This is a genomic window from Kitasatospora sp. HPM-01-4 (assembly GCF_051374625.1).
Taxonomy (GTDB): Bacteria; Actinomycetota; Actinomycetes; order Streptomycetales; family Streptomycetaceae; genus Kitasatospora.
Genome location: NZ_JBPQGP010000005.1, coordinates 6,913,991 through 6,931,587, shown reverse-complemented (window position 1 = coordinate 6,931,587; position 17,597 = coordinate 6,913,991). Strand labels below are relative to the sequence as shown.

18 protein-coding genes are annotated in these 17,597 nt (G+C 72.3%); 10 read left to right on the top strand and 8 right to left on the bottom strand.

All coding sequences use genetic code 11. The features are described 5' to 3' along the window. The gene (gene allB, locus ACSMTC_RS30385) at window positions 1–1,398 is read right to left on the bottom strand and encodes an allantoinase AllB (RefSeq protein ID WP_436562927.1); all 1,398 of its coding nucleotides are present in this window, start codon (window positions 1,396–1,398) and stop codon (window positions 1–3) included. A 177-nt stretch (window positions 1,399–1,575) separates the two neighbouring features. Then, a complete protein-coding gene (locus ACSMTC_RS30380) occupies window positions 1,576–2,718 on the bottom strand; it encodes a glycerate kinase (protein WP_436562926.1) in 1,143 nt (380 codons plus the stop codon). A gap of 272 nt (window positions 2,719–2,990) precedes the next feature. Here ACSMTC_RS30380 and ACSMTC_RS30375 point away from each other — a divergent pair, with 272 nt between their 5' ends. Both ACSMTC_RS30375 and ACSMTC_RS30370 read left to right on the top strand, forming a co-directional pair. Then, window positions 2,991–3,266 carry a thiamine-binding protein gene (locus ACSMTC_RS30375; protein WP_436562925.1) on the top strand — a complete coding sequence of 92 codons (276 nt, stop codon included), beginning with the start codon at window positions 2,991–2,993 and terminating at the stop codon, window positions 3,264–3,266. Beyond that, window positions 3,263–3,631, top strand: coding sequence for a helix-turn-helix domain-containing protein (locus ACSMTC_RS30370; RefSeq protein WP_436562924.1), 369 nt, complete (start codon window positions 3,263–3,265; stop codon window positions 3,629–3,631). Before ACSMTC_RS30375 ends, ACSMTC_RS30370 begins: the two co-directional genes overlap by 4 nt. A 17-nt stretch (window positions 3,632–3,648) precedes the next feature. On the opposite strand, the gene ACSMTC_RS30365 is transcribed toward ACSMTC_RS30370, so the two are convergent. Continuing rightward, a complete protein-coding gene (locus tag ACSMTC_RS30365; RefSeq protein WP_436564853.1) occupies window positions 3,649–4,830 on the bottom strand; it encodes an RNA-guided endonuclease InsQ/TnpB family protein in 1,182 nt (393 codons plus the stop codon). 404 nt (window positions 4,831–5,234) lie between these two features. Here ACSMTC_RS30365 and uraD point away from each other — a divergent pair, with 404 nt between their 5' ends. The 5 genes from uraD to ACSMTC_RS30340 all read left to right on the top strand — a co-directional run bounded on the left by uraD (window position 5,235) and on the right by ACSMTC_RS30340 (window position 10,255). Further along, window positions 5,235–5,759 (top strand): 2-oxo-4-hydroxy-4-carboxy-5-ureidoimidazoline decarboxylase, encoded by a 525-nt coding sequence (gene uraD / locus ACSMTC_RS30360; RefSeq protein ID WP_436562923.1) that lies wholly within the window; start codon window positions 5,235–5,237, stop codon window positions 5,757–5,759. 49 nt (window positions 5,760–5,808) lie between these two features. Beyond that, window positions 5,809–6,162, top strand: a complete 354-nt coding sequence (gene uraH / locus ACSMTC_RS30355) for a hydroxyisourate hydrolase (protein ID WP_436562922.1) — start codon at window positions 5,809–5,811, stop codon at window positions 6,160–6,162. Between the two features lie 25 nt (window positions 6,163–6,187). Then, window positions 6,188–7,102: a factor-independent urate hydroxylase gene (pucL, locus tag ACSMTC_RS30350; protein ID WP_436562921.1), complete on the top strand. Its 915-nt coding sequence runs from the start codon at window positions 6,188–6,190 to the stop codon at window positions 7,100–7,102. A 253-nt stretch (window positions 7,103–7,355) separates the two neighbouring features. Continuing rightward, a complete protein-coding gene (locus ACSMTC_RS30345; protein ID WP_436562920.1) occupies window positions 7,356–8,810 on the top strand; it encodes a nucleobase:cation symporter-2 family protein in 1,455 nt (484 codons plus the stop codon). A gap of 62 nt (window positions 8,811–8,872) precedes the next feature. After that, on the top strand, window positions 8,873–10,255 hold the full coding sequence (locus tag ACSMTC_RS30340) for an 8-oxoguanine deaminase (RefSeq protein WP_436562919.1): 1,383 nt from the start codon (window positions 8,873–8,875) through the stop codon (window positions 10,253–10,255). A 62-nt stretch (window positions 10,256–10,317) separates the two neighbouring features. Here ACSMTC_RS30340 and aceB read toward each other — a convergent pair whose 3' ends face one another. Then, window positions 10,318–11,997 carry a malate synthase A gene (gene aceB, locus ACSMTC_RS30335; RefSeq protein WP_436562918.1) on the bottom strand — a complete coding sequence of 560 codons (1,680 nt, stop codon included), beginning with the start codon at window positions 11,995–11,997 and terminating at the stop codon, window positions 10,318–10,320. Between the two features lie 188 nt (window positions 11,998–12,185). Between aceB and ACSMTC_RS30330 the strand changes: the two genes are divergently transcribed. Beyond that, window positions 12,186–12,980: an IclR family transcriptional regulator gene (locus ACSMTC_RS30330; RefSeq protein WP_436562917.1), complete on the top strand. Its 795-nt coding sequence runs from the start codon at window positions 12,186–12,188 to the stop codon at window positions 12,978–12,980. Between the two features lie 163 nt (window positions 12,981–13,143). On the opposite strand, the gene ACSMTC_RS30325 is transcribed toward ACSMTC_RS30330, so the two are convergent. Beyond that, window positions 13,144–13,455 carry an antibiotic biosynthesis monooxygenase gene (locus ACSMTC_RS30325; protein ID WP_436562916.1) on the bottom strand — a complete coding sequence of 104 codons (312 nt, stop codon included), beginning with the start codon at window positions 13,453–13,455 and terminating at the stop codon, window positions 13,144–13,146. A gap of 412 nt (window positions 13,456–13,867) precedes the next feature. On the opposite strand from ACSMTC_RS30325, the gene ACSMTC_RS30320 reads away from it, so the two are divergent. After that, a complete protein-coding gene (locus tag ACSMTC_RS30320) occupies window positions 13,868–14,263 on the top strand; it encodes a ribonuclease (protein ID WP_436562915.1) in 396 nt (131 codons plus the stop codon). A 218-nt stretch (window positions 14,264–14,481) separates the two neighbouring features. After that, the gene (locus tag ACSMTC_RS30315; RefSeq protein WP_436562914.1) at window positions 14,482–14,811 is read left to right on the top strand and encodes a MoaF-related domain-containing protein; all 330 of its coding nucleotides are present in this window, start codon (window positions 14,482–14,484) and stop codon (window positions 14,809–14,811) included. A gap of 4 nt (window positions 14,812–14,815) precedes the next feature. Here the strand turns inward: ACSMTC_RS30315 and ACSMTC_RS30310 are convergent, their stop codons facing one another. From ACSMTC_RS30310 to ACSMTC_RS30300, 3 genes are all read right to left on the bottom strand, one after another. Continuing rightward, window positions 14,816–15,970, bottom strand: a complete 1,155-nt coding sequence (locus ACSMTC_RS30310) for an alpha/beta hydrolase (protein ID WP_436562913.1) — start codon at window positions 15,968–15,970, stop codon at window positions 14,816–14,818. A 184-nt stretch (window positions 15,971–16,154) separates the two neighbouring features. After that, on the bottom strand, window positions 16,155–16,610 hold the full coding sequence (locus tag ACSMTC_RS30305) for a hypothetical protein (protein ID WP_436562912.1): 456 nt from the start codon (window positions 16,608–16,610) through the stop codon (window positions 16,155–16,157). Between the two features lie 67 nt (window positions 16,611–16,677). Beyond that, window positions 16,678–17,541: a universal stress protein gene (locus tag ACSMTC_RS30300; protein ID WP_436562911.1), complete on the bottom strand. Its 864-nt coding sequence runs from the start codon at window positions 17,539–17,541 to the stop codon at window positions 16,678–16,680. Window positions 17,542–17,597: the final 56 nt, after the last annotated feature.

The window sequence follows — 17,597 nt, the reverse complement described above, 5'->3', positions numbered from 1 at the left end:
CTAGCTTCGAGTTAGCTGACGGCCGAACGGCTCACCGGTCACGTCCACGGCCCGGCCGCGCAGCCAGGTCGCGCGGACCGCACCGGTGAGGGTCCGGCCGGCGTACGGGGTCACGGGGTTGCGGTGGTGCAACCGGTCGGCGCGCACCGCGAACCGGGCGTCGGGGTCGAAGGCGACCAGGTCGGCGTCGTACCCGACCGCTATGGCGCCCTTGCTGCCGGTCAGGCCGACCAGCGAGGCAGGTCCGGCGGACATCCAGCGGACCACCTCGGACAGACCGTGGCCGCGCCCGCGGGCCTCGGTCCAGACGGCGGGCAGGCCGAGCTGGAGGGAGGCGACACCGCCCCACGCGGCGGTGAAGTCGCCGCTGCCGCCGTAGCGCCGCAGGCCCTTCAACTCCGGTGTGGAGGGCGAGTGGTCGGAGACGACGGCGATGAACTCGCCGCCCGCCAGGGCCTCCCAGAGCAGCTCGCGGTTGGACTCGTCGCGGATCGGCGGGCAGCACTTGAAGGCGGTGTCGCCGTCCGGCACCTCCCCGGCCGCGAGGGTGAGGTAGTGCGGGCAGGTCTCGGCGGTCACCCGGACGCCGTCCGCCCGGGCCTGCCGCAGCAGCGGCAGCACGGCGGCGGAGGAGACGTGCAGGACGTGGACCCGGGCACCGGTACGCCCGGCGGCCTCCAGCAGCCCCGCCACGGCGGCGGTCTCGGCCTCGGCCGGCCGGGAGGCGAGGAAGTCCCGGTAGTGGGTGCCCGGTTGCCGAGGGGCGGCGGCGAGCACCGCGGGGTCCTCGGCGTGGATGATCGCCAGTGCGCCGATCCTGGCCTGCTCGGCCAGCGCGGTCTCCAGGTCGGCCCGCCCGAGGTGCGGGAACTCCTCCACGCCGGAGGGGGCGAGAAAGCTCTTGAAGCCGAACACCCCGGCCCGGTGCAGCGGTTCGAGCTCGGCTGTGTTGCCCGGGACCGCCCCGCCCCAGAAGCCCACGTCGACCCAGGCCTGGCCCTCGGCGGCCGTCCGCTTGGCCGCCAGGCCGTCCACGGTGGTGGTGGGCGGTACGGAGTTCAGCGGCATGTCGATGATCGTGGTGACCCCGCCCGCGGCGGCGGCCCTGGTGGCGGTGGCGAAGCCCTCCCACTCGGTGCGGCCGGGCTCGTTCACATGCACATGGGTGTCGACCAGACCGGGCAGCAGAACCGTTTCGCCGAGGTCGGTCACGCCCTCTTCGGCGAGCGTGCCGTGGTCGGCGATCCGCGCGATCCGACCGCCTCGGATCAGCACGTCGGCTGGACGCTCCCCGTCCGGCAGCACCACCCGGCGGGAGCGGAACACCGCGGTGGCGGCACCGGGTACGGGCACCCGGAGGCGGGGCGGTCCCTGAGGCGGCGTCTCACTGAGCGGCATCTGGACCTCCGTGCTCGGAAAGTACGGGTGGTGGTCGCCGAAGCGGGCGGGCGGTGCCGGGGCGGCTGTCGGCGGTCCTGCGCTCAAACCGCCCGGACCGGCTGCCGTGATGGCTCGGAGCCTAGGACCGCCTTCAACAGAACGTCAATGCGCACAGCCGCGAGCCGCCGCCGGGGTTCAGCGGGCCAGCAGTGCGGCCGCCAGCCGCTCGCCGGCCAGCTCGGCCAGCTCAGCGGCCCTGGCCGTACTGTCGCCGGGCCGTCCGGCCAGATCGGTGAGGGCGACCGCGGAGACGAAGCCGGCCCCTCGCCACTGCTCCTCCCCCAGCTCCAGCCGCCCGGCCACCGCGGCCACCCTGACCCCCGCCCGGGCGGCCGCCGCGGCGACGCCGGCGGGCGCCTTGCCGTGGAGCGTCTGCGCGTCCAGACAGCCCTCGCCGGTCACCACGAGGCGCGCCCCGCGCACCGCCTCGTCGAAACCCAGCAGTTCGAGGAGGAGCTCGATACCCGGCCGCATGGTGGCACCGAGCAGCGCCAGCGCGGCGAAGCCGACCCCGCCCGCGGCCCCGGCGCCGGGGACCTCGCGCAAGTCCCGGCCGACGGCCGCCGTGACCGTGTCCGCCCAGCGGGTCAGCCCCTCCTCCAGGACCACCAGGTCCTCGGCTGCGGCCCCCTTCTGCGGGCCGTACACGGCGGCCGCGCCGCGCGGGCCGAGCAGCGGGTTGTCCACGTCGCAGGCGACGGTGATCTCGGCCCCGGCCAGCGAGTCGGCGAGCGGGGAGAGGTCGACGGCCGCCAGTCCGCGCAGCGCCGCGCCGCCCGGGGCGAGCTCGGCCCCGCCGGCGTCGCGCAGGCGCGCACCGAGCGCCTGGACCATGCCGGCACCGCCGTCGGTACAGGCACTGCCGCCCAAGCCGACCACGATCCGTCCGGCACCCAGCGCCACCGCCTCGGCGATCAGCTGGCCGACTCCGCGGGAACCGGCGGTGAGCGGCGCGGTACGCCCGCCGGGGAGCCGGGCCAGCCCGGCGGCCTGGGCCAGTTCGACCACCGCGGTGTCCCCCCTGACCGCGATCGCGGCGTCCACCGGAAGCCCGGTCGGACCGGTGACCCTGACGGGCACCCTGGCGAACCCGGCCGCCAGCGCGGCGTCCAGCGTGCCCTCACCGCCGTCGGCGACCGGCAGCTCGCGGACCTCCGTACCGGGGACGGTGCGGCGGATGCCCGCCGCGATCCGGGCCGCGGCCTCGGCAGCGGACAGGGTGCCCTTGAACTTGTCGGGAGCGACGACCACATGGCCCTCGACGGGGGTGGCGGGCATGGCGGCGGCCTCTCTTCCGATCAGGTGAGTCGCACGGTCCGGGGCTCGGGGAACTGCGAGGGTATCCCGGCAACCGGGCATCTGCTCCTGGACAGTTGACCGTATCCGCCCTCGCGGCTCCCCGGGCCCCGTGGAGATCCCCCGCCCCGCCGTCGCCCTCGGGCCGCTTCCGGCGTACGGGAGCTCCCTCGCGCGCGGGAGGGGCACCGCCCGGCCACCCGGCCCTTCCCCGTCCCGCCCCCGCCCGCGGCGCCTCTCGATAGAGTGAGCGGGTGCGATTGATGGTGGAGTTCACGACCGAACCGTTCGAGCTGGACACGTTCCCCGAGCACGCGGCGGCCGCCCGGCGGGCGGTGGACGAGGCAGGTCTCGCCGTGTCCGTCGGCCCGTTCGGCACCGGCGCGGAGGGCGAGGCGGAGCAGGTGCTGTCCGCCGTCTCCGAGCTGCTGCGAAAGACCCTGGACGCCGGAGCCACCCGGATCTCCCTCCAGGTCAGCGTCCTCGACAAGGGCACGGAGCAGGGTCCGGAAGGAGTGGGCACGCCGTGAGCGACACCCTGGAGCACCCGCTCGCCTCGGCGATAAAGCCGCTGCTGGAAGCCGTCGGCGCGACCCGGGTCGAGCTGACCGAGGCCCGGCCCGACGATGTCGTCCTGGAGTGGGACGGCGTGCCGGCGGTGGCCGTCCGCCTCCCCCACCTGAACAGCGCCCTGGAGCGCCTGTTGGCCGACATGGCCCGCCAGTTCGACGGCCGCCCGCTGGCCGAACTGGACCGCGGGGAGAAGCAGCGCGTGGTCGCCCTGCTGGAGGAGCGCGGCGCCTTCACCGTCCGCCACGGGGTGGAGACGGTGGCCGCGGCACTCGGCGTCAGCCGGTTCACTGTATACAACTACGTCAACTTGACCCGGCCCTGAAGGGGCCGGGCTTGTGGCTAGGGCGCGGCTGGCTGCCGCGTGGCCTCCCACGTCTGAGCCACCTGGGTTGCGGTGGCTGGGACGCGTGACTCACGCCCCGCAGTCCACACGGTCTCGCCCCTGCGGGCGATGTTGCGGGACGCGTTGAAGTCCGCATGCATGACGATCCCGCAGGCGCGGCACGCGAACGTTGCCTGATCGACGCGGTTCTTCCGGTCGATGTGGTGACACTCGGAGCACTCCTGGCTGGTGTACGCCGGATCGACGTACACCAACGGCACCCCGGCGCGCTTCGCCTTGTACCCCACGAAGACGGCGAGCTGATGGAAGCTCCACGAGTGCAGAGAGGTCCGCTGGTCCTTGCGGAGCCGTACCCGGCCGCGGATGCCCGTGAGACCTTCCAGGGCAATACCCGCGCCGGTGCGTTCAGCGGTGGTGACGATGGCCTTGGAGACGATGTGGTTGACGTTGGCGGCGTGCCGGGCTTCCTTGCGGGAACGCTTCTTGAGCAGGCGCTTGGCAGCCTTGGTGCCCTTGGCCTGGAGCTTCCTGCGGAGGTCGAGTTGCCGCCTGCGGTGCCGGTTCAGGCCGCGCCCCGCAGCCCGGTAACCGGTGGACGTGGTGGCGATGTTGGCGATGCCGAGGTCGACGCCGATGAATCCGGTCGGATCCTCGTTGAGGGGCTCCTCCAGGACGTCGCAGGTGGCGACCAGGTAGAACTCGCCGTCACGTTCGATCAGGTCACTCTCGCCCTGGCGGTGCTCGCGGAGCATCTTGAGCGCGTCCGGCGAACACGTGAAACGCACGCCCTTGAGCCGTCCGGCCGTGGTCCAGATCGACACTGTTCCAGCATCGAACTGCCAGGACAGACACCGGTCGTCGTAGGGCTGCGCGGCCTCAGGGCGGAACGCGATCGGCTTGGACTCCGCCTTGACCCGGCGCTTGGAACCCGGCTTACCGAGGTTCCCGGCGCGGATGTTCGCCTTCAACGCGGTGTAGGCATCCCGTGTCTTCTTGATGACGTGCTGGGCGGCTTGCGCCCCCAGTCCGCGCGCCTTCAACTCAGCGTAGGTGTGCTTGCGAAGCTCCCACTCACGTGGCACACCGCACTCGAAGGCCACAACCGACACCCAGCACGCCGCGTCGTTGACCGCGCGCAGGGTGGAGCGTAGTGCGGCGGCCTGGTCGGCCTCCGGCATCAGCTTCACCTGCGTCACGAGCTTCACCAGCGCAACGTAACAGGAGGCACTGACAGCAAGCACCGGCTGCCAACGAAGCGAACTCCGGCGCTCCACTCCTCCGGGTCTAGGATGCGATTCCTCCCGGCCGTAAACGGCCGGGGTTCCTCGCAAGATCGCGCTGAACCGGCAGCAGGAGAGCGGCAGGACCAGCTGACCGCAGCCGCCATCGGCCCAGCCCGCTATGGCCGTAGCAGCGGCGTACTCGACGGCTGGCGTATTTGGCGGCAGGCGTATTCGGCGGATCACACGCCGGACGCCCCGACCGCCCGAAACACGACCACCAACCGTTCAACAAAGTGTTGACGCTCGGGGGTGGCGGATCTAGCTTGTGCGAGTGGCACCACTCCTCAGGAGGTCCACCCGTGACCAACCACCCCCGCGCGCCTGCTGACGCGACCGCCACCCTGAAGGCGCTGGCCGAGGCCCCCTCGGCCGAGCTGGCCGGGATCCTGCTGGAGATCTGCGCCAGCCCCGACTGGGCCGGGGCCGTCGCGGCCTCCCGGCCGTGGGCCGACCGCGAGGCGCTGCTGGCCGCCAACGCGGCCGCCATGGCGTCGCTCACCGTCCAGGCCCTGAAGGACGCGATGGCCGGCCACGCGCGGATCGGCGAGCCCAGGGCGGGCGACGCCGCCTCCGAGTGCGAGCAGGCCGGTGTCCGGGGCGCGGACATCGCGCTCCTCGACGAACTGCACCGGGCCAACGCCGCCTACGAGGCGAAGTTCGGCCATGTGTTCCTGGTCTGCGCCAGCGGCCACACCGCCGCCACCATGCTCGCGTCACTGCGTCGACGTCTTCCCAACGACGCCGCCACCGAGACGGAGATCGTCCGGGGTGAACTGCGCAAGATCAACGACATTCGCATCAACCGGCTGCTCGACGGCTTCTGAAATTCGCTGATCACTGGTCAACTCACCTGTATTCGAGGTCACTTCACTCATGACCGGCATCTCCACGCATGTGCTCGACACCAGCCTCGGCCGCCCGGCCGAGGGCGTCCCGGTCGAGCTGGCGACCCGCACCGGGAGCGGCTGGACGGTGCTCGGCACCCGGGCCACCGACGCCGACGGCCGGGCCGGGGACCTGCCGGCCGTGGCGGCGGGCTCGGTCGTCCGGCTCCGGTTCGACACCGCCGCCTACTACGCCGCGGGGGCGGACCGCACACCGGGACCGGACGGGACGCCGTTCTTCCCCGAGGTCTCGGTCGTCTTCACCGTCGCGCCCGCGCAGCAGCACTACCACGTGCCGCTGCTGCTCAACCCGTTCGGCTACTCGGTCTACCGCGGAAGCTAGGCCGCGACCTGCTTAGGAGCCTGCCATGGCCCATGTGCTCGGTCAGAACCAGTACGGCAAGGCGGAGAACCGCATCGTCCGGGTCCGCCGCGACTCCTCCCGCCACGAGATCAAGGACCTGAACGTCTCGGTCGCGCTCTCCGGCGACTTCGAGGACGTCCACCTCACCGGCTCGAACGCCAACTGCCTGCCCACCGACACCACCAAGAACACCGTCTACGCCTTCGCCAAGGAGTACGGCATCGAGTCGGCGGAGGCCTTCGGCATCACCCTGGCCCGCCACTTCGTCGACAGCACCGCTCCGGTCCGCCGCGCCCGGATCCGGATCGAGGAGTACGCCTGGGACCGGATCGGGACCCCGGACGGCACCTCGCACCCCACCGGCCCCAAGAAGGTCGGCCACTCCTTCGTCCGCAACGGCCAGGAGACCCGCACCGCCGAGATCGTCTACGACGGCGAGGACGTCCGGGTGATCTCCGGCCTCAGGGGGCTGACCGTGATGAACTCCACCGACTCGGAGTTCTGGGGCTACCTCAAGGACAGGTACACCACCCTCAAGGAGGCCTACGACCGCATCCTGGCCACCGAGGTGACCGCTCGCTGGACGTACTCCTACCGCGGCCGGGCGGGTACCGCCCAGCCCGACTGGAACCGCTGCTACGCCCAGGTGAGGCGCCATCTGCTGGAGGCCTTCGCGGAGACCTACTCCTACTCGCTGCAGCAGACCCTGCACGCGATGGGCGCCCGGGTGCTCGACAACCGCGCCGAGGTGGACGAGGTCCGCCTGGAGCTGCCGAACAAACACCACTTCCTCGTCGACCTGGAGCCCTTCGGCCTCAAGAACGACGACGAGGTCTACTACGCCGCCGACCGGATGTACGGCCTCATCGAGGGCACCGTGCACCGCGAGGGCGTCGTCCCGGTGATCCCGGTCACCTGACCCCCGGCCACCATGGACGCCGTCCGGCACCACCGCACCCTCCGGAACCACCCGCCGAACGGTCCCGGAATTCCGGCAACACCCCTGACAGTCACGGCAGTTGAAGAGCCTGTCTCTCCACCCGTCGGAGAGCGTGCTCACCCGGCGGCCGACCGGAGTCGCCGAAGAATCCGCCCGAGAGACTCCGCACCGCCCTCGGGCCGTCTCCGGCACCACGGGCGCGCCGGGGCCGCGAGCACAGGAGGGGCTCGACATGGCACTCCGTTCCACCCGAACCACTGACGGCGGTTCCACCCCCGAGGGACCACCGCGGCCGGGCGGGGTGCCGGCCACCACCCCCGGCACCCCGCCCGGCCACGGGGTCCATCCGGTGGACGAACTGCTCCCGCCGGTACGGCTCCTCACCACCGGTCTGCAGCACGTCGCCGCGATGTACGCGGGCGTGGTCGCGCCCCCGCTCATCGTCGGCGCCGCCGTCGGGCTCTCCCCCGCCGAGCTCGCCCTGCTCATCTCGGCCAGCCTGTTCACCGCGGGTCTGGCCACCCTGCTCCAGACTCTGGGCGTCCGGAGGATCGGCGCCCGGCTGCCGTTCGTGAACGGCGTCTCGTTCGCCGGTGTCGCACCGATGCTCGCCATCGCCAAGGAGCACGGCCCCAAGGCGGCCCTGCCCGTCATCTTCGGAGCCGTGATCACCGCGGGGGTGCTGTGCCTGCTCACGGCGCCGTACTTCAGCAGGCTCATCCGGTTCTTCCCGCCGGTCGTCCAGGGCACCGTGATCACCCTCATCGGGGTCTCCCTGCTTCCGGTGGCGGTCGGCTGGGCCCGGGGCGGCTCGCCCGGCGCCCCCGGCTACGGATCCGCCGGGGCCATCGGGCTCGCCGCGTTCACCCTCACCGCGGTGGTCCTGTGCAACCGGCTGCTGCGCGGCTTCCGGCAGCAGCTCTCGCTCCTGATCGGGCTGGCGATCGGCACCCTGGCCGCCCTCCCGCTCGGGCTCACCGCCTTCGGCGCGGTCGAGGACTCGAAGATCTTCGCGCTCCCGTCCCCGTTCCACTTCGGCGCACCGGCCTTCGACCTCACCGCGATCGTCTCGCTCTGCATCGTCATGGTGGTCTCGATGACCGAGTCCACCGCCGACATGCTCGCGCTCGGCCGGATCGTGGACCGCCGTGCCGACCAGCGGACCCTGACGGCGGGACTGCGGGCGGACGGCCTGGCCACCGCGCTCAGCCCGGTCTTCAACGGGTTCGCCTGCAGTGCCTTCGCCCAGAACATCGGACTGGTGGCACTGACCGGGATCCGCAGCCGCTTCGTGGTCGCGGCCGGCGGCGGGATCCTGGTTCTGCTGGGACTCTTCCCGGTGCTCGGCTCACTGGTCTCGCTGGTGCCGCAGCCGGTGCTCGGCGGCGCCGGGATCGTGCTCTTCGGCACGGTCGCGGCGAGCGGTATCCGCACCCTGGCGGAGGCCGGCCTGGACTCCGGTGCCAACACCGTCGTGGTGTCGGTGTCGCTCGGGGTCGGCGTCATCCCGATCGCCTCCCCCGACTTCTACGACCCGTTCCCGGAGGCCGTCCGCACCCTGATGCACTCCGGGATCTCGGCCGGCTGCATCGCGGCCGTCCTGCTCAACCTGCTCTTCCACCACCTCGGCGGGAACCGCCGCTCCCCGGACGGCGAAGCACCCGGCCCGACGGCGCCACCGCCCTGACCGGCCGGGGGGCGCGCGACCGCGCGTCCCGCGTCCCCGGCCCTCCCCCTAGGAGTCACACCATGGCAGTCCAGCCCCCGCCCGCAGACCGGCGGACCGTGATCGAGCACGTCGCGATCGCCACCGTCGACGCCGACGACACCGAGTACGCCCGCGGCCACCTGGTCCTCCTCGGCAACCGGATCGAGTCGGTCGGCGACGGCCCCGCCCCGCGGTGGCTGGACAACGTGGTGCGCCGGATCGACGGCGAGGGCCACCTGGCCACCCCGGGGCTGGTCAACACCCACCACCACTTCTACCAGTGGATCACCCGGGGACTCGCCCAGAACGACATCCTCTTCGACTGGCTGGTGGCGCTCTACCCGGCCTGGGCCCGGATCGACGACAGCCTCGTCCACGCCGCCGCCCTGGGCTCCGCCGCCGCGCTGCTCAAGTCCGGCTGCACCACCGCCTGTGACCACCACTACGTCTTCCCGCGCGGCGGTGGCGACGTCCTCGGCGCCTCCATCGAGGCCGTCCGCGAACTCGGCCTGCGCTTCACCGCGCTGCGCGGCTCGATGGACCGCGGCAGGACGGACGGCGGACTGCCGCCGGACCACACGGTCGAGCGGACCGAGGACATCCTGATCTCCTCCGAGGCGGCCGTCGACACGTGGCACGACCCCTCCTTCGGCTCGATGCTGCAGGTCGCCCTCGCCCCCTGCTCACCGTTCTCGGTCTCCACCGAGCTGCTGAGGCAGAGCGCCGAACTGGCCCGCCGCAAGGGCGTCCGGCTGCACACCCACGGCTCCGAGACCACCGAGGAGGTGGCGTTCTGCCGGCAGCGGTTCGGCATGGGCCCGACCGACTACTTCGAGTCGACCGGCTGGCTGGGCGAGGACGTCTGGATGGCGCACTGCGTCCACATGGACGACGCCGACATCGCCAGGTTCGCCGGGACGGGCACCGGCGTCGCCCACTGCCCCTCCTCCAACGCACGGCTGGCGGCCGGCATCGCCCGGGTCCCGGACATGCTCAGGGCCGGCGTCCCGGTGGGCCTGGGTGTGGACGGCACCGCCTCCAACGAGTCCGGTGAGCTCGGCACCGAGCTGCGCAACGCCCTGCTGATCAACCGCCTGCACGGCCGCCCGGACGCACTGACGGTCCGCCAGGCGCTGCGCCTGGGCACCATGGGCGGCGCCCGGCTGCTCGGCCGCGATCACGAGATCGGATCCATCGAGGCCGGCAAACTCGCCGACCTGGCGCTCTGGCGGATCGACGGCATCATGCACTCCTCGATCGCCGACCCGGTCGCCGCCCTGGTGCTGGGCGCACTGCCCCCGCTGACCGCCCTCTTCGTCAACGGCGACACCGTGGTCGAGCACGGCAACCTGACCACGGCGGACGAGGACCGGATCGCCCTGGCCTGCGCCCGCGCCGCCAAGGAGCTCGCCTCCCGCGGCTGATCCGCACCGGGCTCCGGGCCGTGCCAGGGACGGTGCGCCGTCCGGCCCTCCACCGGCCGCGCTCAGTCGAGTAGCTCGTACGCCGGCAGGGTCAGGAAGTCGACGAACTCCTCGGCCAGTGACAGCTGTTCGAAGAGTTCGGCGGCCTCGCTCCAGCGCCCCCGGGCGTAGGCGGCGTCGCCCGACTCGGCCCGCAGGGCGGCGAGTTCCTCGGCCACGAGGCGGCGGACCAGCTCCGCGGTGGCCTTCTCGCCGGTGTCGGAGAGGATGACGCCGTTGTGGACCCACTGCCAGATCTGCGAGCGGGAGATCTCCGCGGTGGCGGCGTCCTCCATCATGTTGAAGATGCCGACCGCGCCGAGGCCGCGCAGCCAGGCCTCGATGTAGCGGATGCCGACCTGGACGGCGTTGTGCAGCCCGGCCCGGGTGCAGCTGCCGCCGGCGCCGGCGATGTCGAGCAGCCGGGCGGCCGTCACGGCCTCGTCCGGGCCCGGGTTGTCCTTCTGGTCGGGGCGCTCGCCGAGCACCGCGTCGAAGGAGGCCCGGGCCACCGGGACGAGGTCGGGGTGGGCCACCCAGGAGCCGTCGAAACCGCCCGCCGCCTCGCGGTCCTTGTCGTCCTTCACCTTCGCCAGGGCCACCGCGTTGACCTCGGGGTCCTTGCGGGAGGGGATGAACGCGGCCATCCCGCCGATGGCGTGGGCACCGCGCCGGTGGCAGGTTCGCACCAGCAGCCGGGTGTAGGCGGCCATGAACGGCGAGGCCATGGTGACGCTGTTGCGGTCCGGCAGGATGAAGTGCCCGCCGGCGTCGCGGAAGTTCTTGACGATCGAGAAGAGGTAGTCCCAGCGGCCCGCGTTGAGCCCGGAGGCGTGGTCGCGCAGCTCGTAGAGGATCTCCTCCATCTCGAAGGCCGCCGTGATGGTCTCGATCAGGACGGTGGCCCGGATGGTGCCGTACGGGATGCCGAGCTCGGCCTGCGCGTGGGCGAAGACATCGTTCCAGAGCCTGGCCTCGAGGTGGCTCTCGGTCTTGGGGAGGTAGAAGTACGGCCCCGAGTTGGGGTCGTCCGCACCCTTGGCCAGCAGCCGCTCCGCGTTGTGGAAGAAGTACAGGCCGAAGTCGAGAAGGGCGCCGGCCACCGGGGCGCCATCGACCAGCAGGTGTCGCTCGTCGAGGTGCCAGCCGCGCGGGCGGACCACGACGGTGGCGAGCTCGGCGGCGGGCCTGAGGGTGTAGGCCTTGCCCTGCGGTGAGGTGAAGTCGATCCGGCCCTCGAAGGCGTCGATCAGGTTGAGCTGGCCGGTGACCACGTTCTCCCAGGTGGGGGCAGTGGCGTCCTCGAAGTCGGCCAGCCAGACCCTCGCACCGGAGTTGAGTGCGTTGATCACCATCTTGCGGTCGGTCGGCCCGGTGATCTCGACCCGGCGGTCCCGCAGCGCTCGCGGGGCCTCGGCGACCTTCCAGTCACCCGCACGGATCGCGGCGGTCTCGGGGTGGAAGTCCAGCGTGCCGGTCCGGGCGATCTCGGCGCGGCGGGTCTTCCGCCGGGCCAGGAGCTCCTGGCGGCGGCCCTCGAAGGCGCAGTGGAGCCCGGCCACGAAGGCGAGCGCCTCCGGGGTGAGCACCTCCGCCGCGCGGGGGACGCTCGGACCGGCGACGGTGACGGCCGGGGCGGCGGGGGATGCGCCCGTGGGCACCCCCGGCCGAAGGCTGGGACCGGGTCCCTGATCTGCAGCCATGAGCACGACACTCCTTGGACGGTGGAGCCGGCGAAGGGTGCTCCGGCGGGCACTTCCTCGATCCGTGCCCGCCTGCGGATCGGCTCCATTCTGTAAGGTGGAGACTAGTTTCCGCGATACAGAATTTCAACGGTTTGTTGAGAGTTTGCGGCGACCCAGCTCCTCCTCCGACAGCGAAGGGAACGCCGGTGGCCAGCACCCCCGCCACAGCACCCACAGGGTCCGACCGCGCGAGTGGCGGCGTCCAGTCCGTCGAACGCGCCTTCCAGCTACTGGAGGCGCTGGCCGACTCCGGCGGCGTCGCCACCCTGAGCGAGCTGTCCACCGTCTCCGGTCTGCCGATGCCGACCATCCACCGGCTGATCCGCACCCTCGTCCAGCAGGGCTACGTCCGGCAGGACACCGCCCGCCGGTACACCCTGGGCCCCCGGCTGATCCGGCTCGGCGAGACCGCCGGGCGCCTGCTCGGCAGCTGGGCCCGCCCCTACCTGGCCGAACTGATGGAGGCCACCGGCGAGACCGCCAACCTGGCCGTCCTGGAGGGCGGTGAGGTGGTGTACGTCGGGCAGGTCCAGTCGCGGCGCTCGATGCGGATGTTCACCGAGGTCGGGCGGCGGGTCCAGCCGCACTGCACCGGCGTCGGCAAGGCGCTGCTCGCCCAGCTCCCGGAGGAGGAGGCCAGGGCCGCCCTCGGCACCCAGCCGCTGCAGTCGCACACGCCCTTCACGGTGACCGACCCTGCGGAGCTGTTCGCGCAGTTGGCACTCTCCCGGGAGCGCGGCTACGTGGTGGACGACCAGGAGCAGGAGATCGGGGTCCGCTGCATCGCGGTGGCGGTGCCCGGCGCACCGACACCCACCGCACTCTCGGTCTCCGGCCCCGAGGCGCGGATCCGGGCTCTGGAGGCCCAGGAGGGGGAGACCGCACTGGTGCCGGTGATGATCCGGATCGCTTCGCGCCTCGGACAGGTCCTCGCCCCCTGAGCGGCGCGCCCCGGGCCACCGGGGCGGCGCGGGCGGCCGAGGCCTCGCGGGCGGCCGCCCGTGGAGGCGCGCGAACCACCGTGCACGTGAACTCCCGCGCACGCGGACTCCCGTGCACGCAGGCGATCCGGTGGAGTCCTGCGTGCCCAACCCCGCGCGGGGCTCAGTCCATGACCGGCACACCGAGTTGACTGGCCGAGAGCTGGAACACCGTCAGCTCCGGCTCGGCGCCGAGCTGCGCGAAGAGACGGGGCGCGGCAGCCAGCCGGGGGTTGGCGCGGACCGCCTCCAGGGACTCCAGGTCCCGCCAGAGTGACTGCACCCTCCAGCGCCCGCCGGGGCCGCGCAGCAGCTCGGTCCTGATCAGCCCGTCCGGCAGCGGGCCGGACACCAACTCCCGGTAGGAGTCCACCAACTCGGTCTCCCGCTCGGCCGCCACCACGGCGCTGACCTCGCTCAACACCCTTCCGGACATCGCTATCACCTCCGCAGTTCCAGGCTACGCTGACACCTTCCGCGACCGGCCTGGCACTCTGCGCGAACGGGGCGCACGAGGAGCAAGGGCCGCTTGGGTCGGGCAGATGGGGCCAGCCCCGGCGGCAGACCCGCACGCGGGCCGCCGTGAAGGCGGGCGGCGTTCCACCGGTGGCGGGCGGGGCGGCGGACGCAGCATCCGAGCACTCCACTCCCAGGCGCCCCGGCCCCAGCACCCACAGCCGCCCAACCTGCACGAATGCCCGGTATGCACCGACACGACGGCCCATCGCGAAGCGGCGGCAACGGACGGCGGTACGGCATGAGTCGCGCCGGTTTTGCGTTGATGAGATTCCGGTAAAGCCTTGTCATGGCCCTTCCGTGTCAACCTGACACGCCGTCACACTGCTGACATGACCAACACTCTACGCGCGTGGAAGTCCCGCGCCGTCTCCGTCGCCGCCGTCGCCCTGCTGACCCTGGCGCCCACCGCCGTCTCCGCCACCGCCGCGCACGCCGATGTCAGCGGCACGATCTGCCAGAGCGCGCTGCCGAGCGAGGCGGACGACACCCTCTCCCTGATCGCCCAGGGTGGGCCGTTCCCGTACTCGCAGGACGGTGTCGTCTTCCAGAACCGCGAGGGCGTGCTGCCCTCCGAGTCGTACGGCTACTACCACGAGTACACCGTGATCACCCCCGGTGCCTCCACCAGAGGCACCCGGCGGATCATCACCGGTGAGGGGGACCAGGAGGACTACTACACCTCCGACCACTACGCGACGTTCAACCTGATCGACTTCACCTGCTGAACGGACAGCCCCCTCGGCGGTGATCCGCCGGTGATCCACCGGTGATCCACCGACGCCGACCGATGCCGACCGGCGCTGAGCCGACGCCACGGCACCGGCGCGGCCAGCCGGTTCGGAAGCCGAACGACGGATTCCGGCGGCGCGTCGGATAGGTTTGGTGGGTGCGGCCGGTCCTCGGCCGCACCCGCCGACCGACTCTCCAGAGGATCACCCATACGATGACCGCGCCCCTGCCAGGCTTCGCCGGACACACCTACCTGTTCCGGGTCGACAACGGCGCCGCCTTCCGCAACGCCTACTCGGCCGACGGGACGCGTCTGCACTGGGAAGGCCTCGGCGAGTCCGCCGGCCAGTCGGAGGACGTCGCCCTGCACGTGGCCGAGGTCGCCCCGCAGATCTACTTCGTCAGCTGGACCGAGGCCAGCGGCCTCACCGTCAGCCATGTGATGGACCTCGCCAAGCTGACCGTCCGCACCTTCTGGACCTACGAGGGCGAGGGCGGCCGGGTCGGCGAACTGCACACCGGCACGCTGGAGCAGATCTCCTGAACCGCTACCGGGCCGGGACCTCCAGGTGCTGGGAGAGGAACTCCAGCCCCGGGGGCAGCAGTCGGCCCCAGGTCTTGAAGTTGTGGCCGCCGCTGGGCAGATTCGCGGTCGCGACGGTCATCGGCGCCTGGACCGCGGCCACGAACCCGTCCGTCAGCTGCTTGTAGTCGCCGTCGCCCTCCTCCGTCCCGGCCACCATGACCGAGACCGCGGGCCTTGGCAGGTTCTTCAGCCGCCAGACCAGGTCCGCCTCGTTGCGGCGCTGCTCACTGCCCTTGAACAGGTCGCCGGTGGTGGCGTCCTCGGCCGCCTTGTAGTAGCCCGAGAGCGAGACGCCGGTGAGGAACGAACCCGGGTTGCGCATCGTCAGCTTGAGCGCGCAGTACCCGCCGGTGGAGTCGCCCATCACGCCCCAGGCGTGCGGATCGGCGGCCACCCGATAGCTGGCCTCCATCACCTTCGGCACGTCCTTGGCGAAGTAGGTCTCGGACTGCGGCCCGCCCGGGATGTTCTCGCACTCGGTGTCGGTGGGCATCGCCGGGGAGGGGCGCATCAGAACCAGGACGGTCGGCTGCATCCTGCCCGCCCGCATCAGGTCCAGCGCCGCGCCCGGGTAGTTGAGCCTGGTGATCAGGTTCTTGGCGTCGCCGGGGAAGCCGGTCATCACGATCGCGGCGGGGAACCTGGCGTTCGCGTGGTCGGACTGGAAGTACTGCGGGGGCAGGTAGACATAGCCGTCCGTGGTCAGTCCGCTGGCCGGTCCGGGGATGCGCACCGAGTCGATCCGGCCGACCTGCCCGGGATCACGGCCGTCCGCCCCGCCGCCCTGGACGGGCTCCTTGCCGAGCAGCTGCACGGTCGCGGCACCCGCCGCCCGGCCGTCGCTGCTCGTACCGGCCGAGCTGCGCACGGTGACCGCACCCTGGTCCCCGGTCCCCAGCAGATCGTCCCAACTGCCGTAGAAGGCGAAGTAGTTGTTGGCCACCAGGGCCAGTGCGCAGAGCACCGCGAACTGGGTGACCAGCAGCGCCCCGATCCGGCCGAGCACCGACTTCCAGCTCGTCCTGGCCAGCCGCGGCCACAGCCATACCGTCGCGGTCATCGCCAGTACCGCGGCCAGTACCGCCAGCGCCAGCACCTTGTGGCTCGTCAGCCCCATCGCCCTGCTTCTCCCGTGTGCTGCGGACAGCCCGTGGCCCAACGGCCCGGTGCGTGATGGACGGCCCGCGGAGGACCTATGCCCGAAGGTACGCCGCAGAGGGGCGCGCGGTTGCGGCCGGGGCCCCGGAGCTGTAAGAGCGCTCCGTCCGGGCCGGCCCGCGGGACGGCGGCGGGGCCCGAGGCTAGCCCCTGATGCTGCGGGCCAGCCAGGGGGTGAGCGCGCCGGACGGGACGAGCTCACGGTAGGTCTCGTCGCCGGACAGCGGCACGGTCAGCCACTGCCCGGGCGGGAAGAACCGCCCCTTCACCCGGGCCAGTCCGCCGTAGACGGAGCGCAGGAACCCGGGAACCGAGTCCCGGGGGACGTCGGCGAACTCGACACCGTCCACGGTGATCCTCGCATCGCCCTCCGGGAAGAGCTGCACGGTGACGGCGGGCGAGCCGCCCAGCTCGACGAAGGCCTCGTGCGGCAGCGACCCGTCCGGGTCCGCGACCGCGAAGGCTCCGGCCGAGGTGCGGCGGGAGGTCCGGTCCGCACCGATGTCGTCGGTGACGGTCACGTCCAGGTGGTGGAGGCGCGCGATCTCGCGGATCGCCGTGACGGCGGCCTCGGTGGTCGGCAGCTGCGGATGTCCCATGATCAAGATCATGCCGGACGCGGCGGCCGGACGCACCGGCCCGGCGCCCTCGGGGTAGCCACACGCCCTAGACCGGGAGCACGGCCACCGGGCAGTGGGCGTGGTGGAGGACCGCGTGGAGGGCGGTGCCGAGGCGGAGGCCGAAGTGGGGAGCCGGCGGGTGGCGGGCGATGACCAGGAGCGCGGCCTGGCGGGAGGCCTCGACCAGGGTGGCGGCGGTGGCACCCGCGAGGTGCTCGGCGTGGACGGGGACGCCGGGGAACTCCTCGCTGACCGGGTCGCAGGTGTGGTGGAGCAGCTGCTCGTGCAGCCGGGCCTCCTCGCCCAGCTCGTCGATCATCGGCGCCGCGTGCGCGACGTCGGCCACCACCGGCGACCAGACGTGCACGGCCCTGACCGGAAGACCGGTCGTGGTGGCCTCGCGCAGCCCGAACCGCAGCGCCTCGCCGTCCCGTTCGTCCCGGATCGCCACCAGGATGTGCTCACCCGTGGAGGACCCCTGCCGCACCACCACCGTCGGGCAGCCGGAGTGGGCGCAGACCCGCAGGCTGACCGAGCCGAGCAGCAGGGAGGCGAAGCCCCCGTGGCCCCGGGTCCCGACCACGGCGAGTTCGGAGTGCTCGGCGGCGGTGAGGATGGCCAGGGCCGCTTCCCGGGGCACCACGTCGCCGGTCAGGTGCAGCTCGGGATGAGCGGCGGCCAGCTTGCCGAGCGACTCGTCCAGGACGTCCCTGGCGTTCTTGAGGATGAGATCGGTGACCGCCTCGCTCGTCCGCGGGGAGAGCGTGACCGTGCCCGTGTTGACCGCGTGCACCAGGTGCAGCGAGCAGCCCCGCCGCCCGGCCTCCTGTGCGGCCCACTCGGCGGCTGCGGCCGCCTGCGGCGAACCGTCCACCCCGACCACGATTCCCGCGGGGGTTCTGCTGTTCATACTCGGCTCCAGGAACCGCTCCATGCCCCGCGTCCGGCCCGTCCCGGGTCCATCCG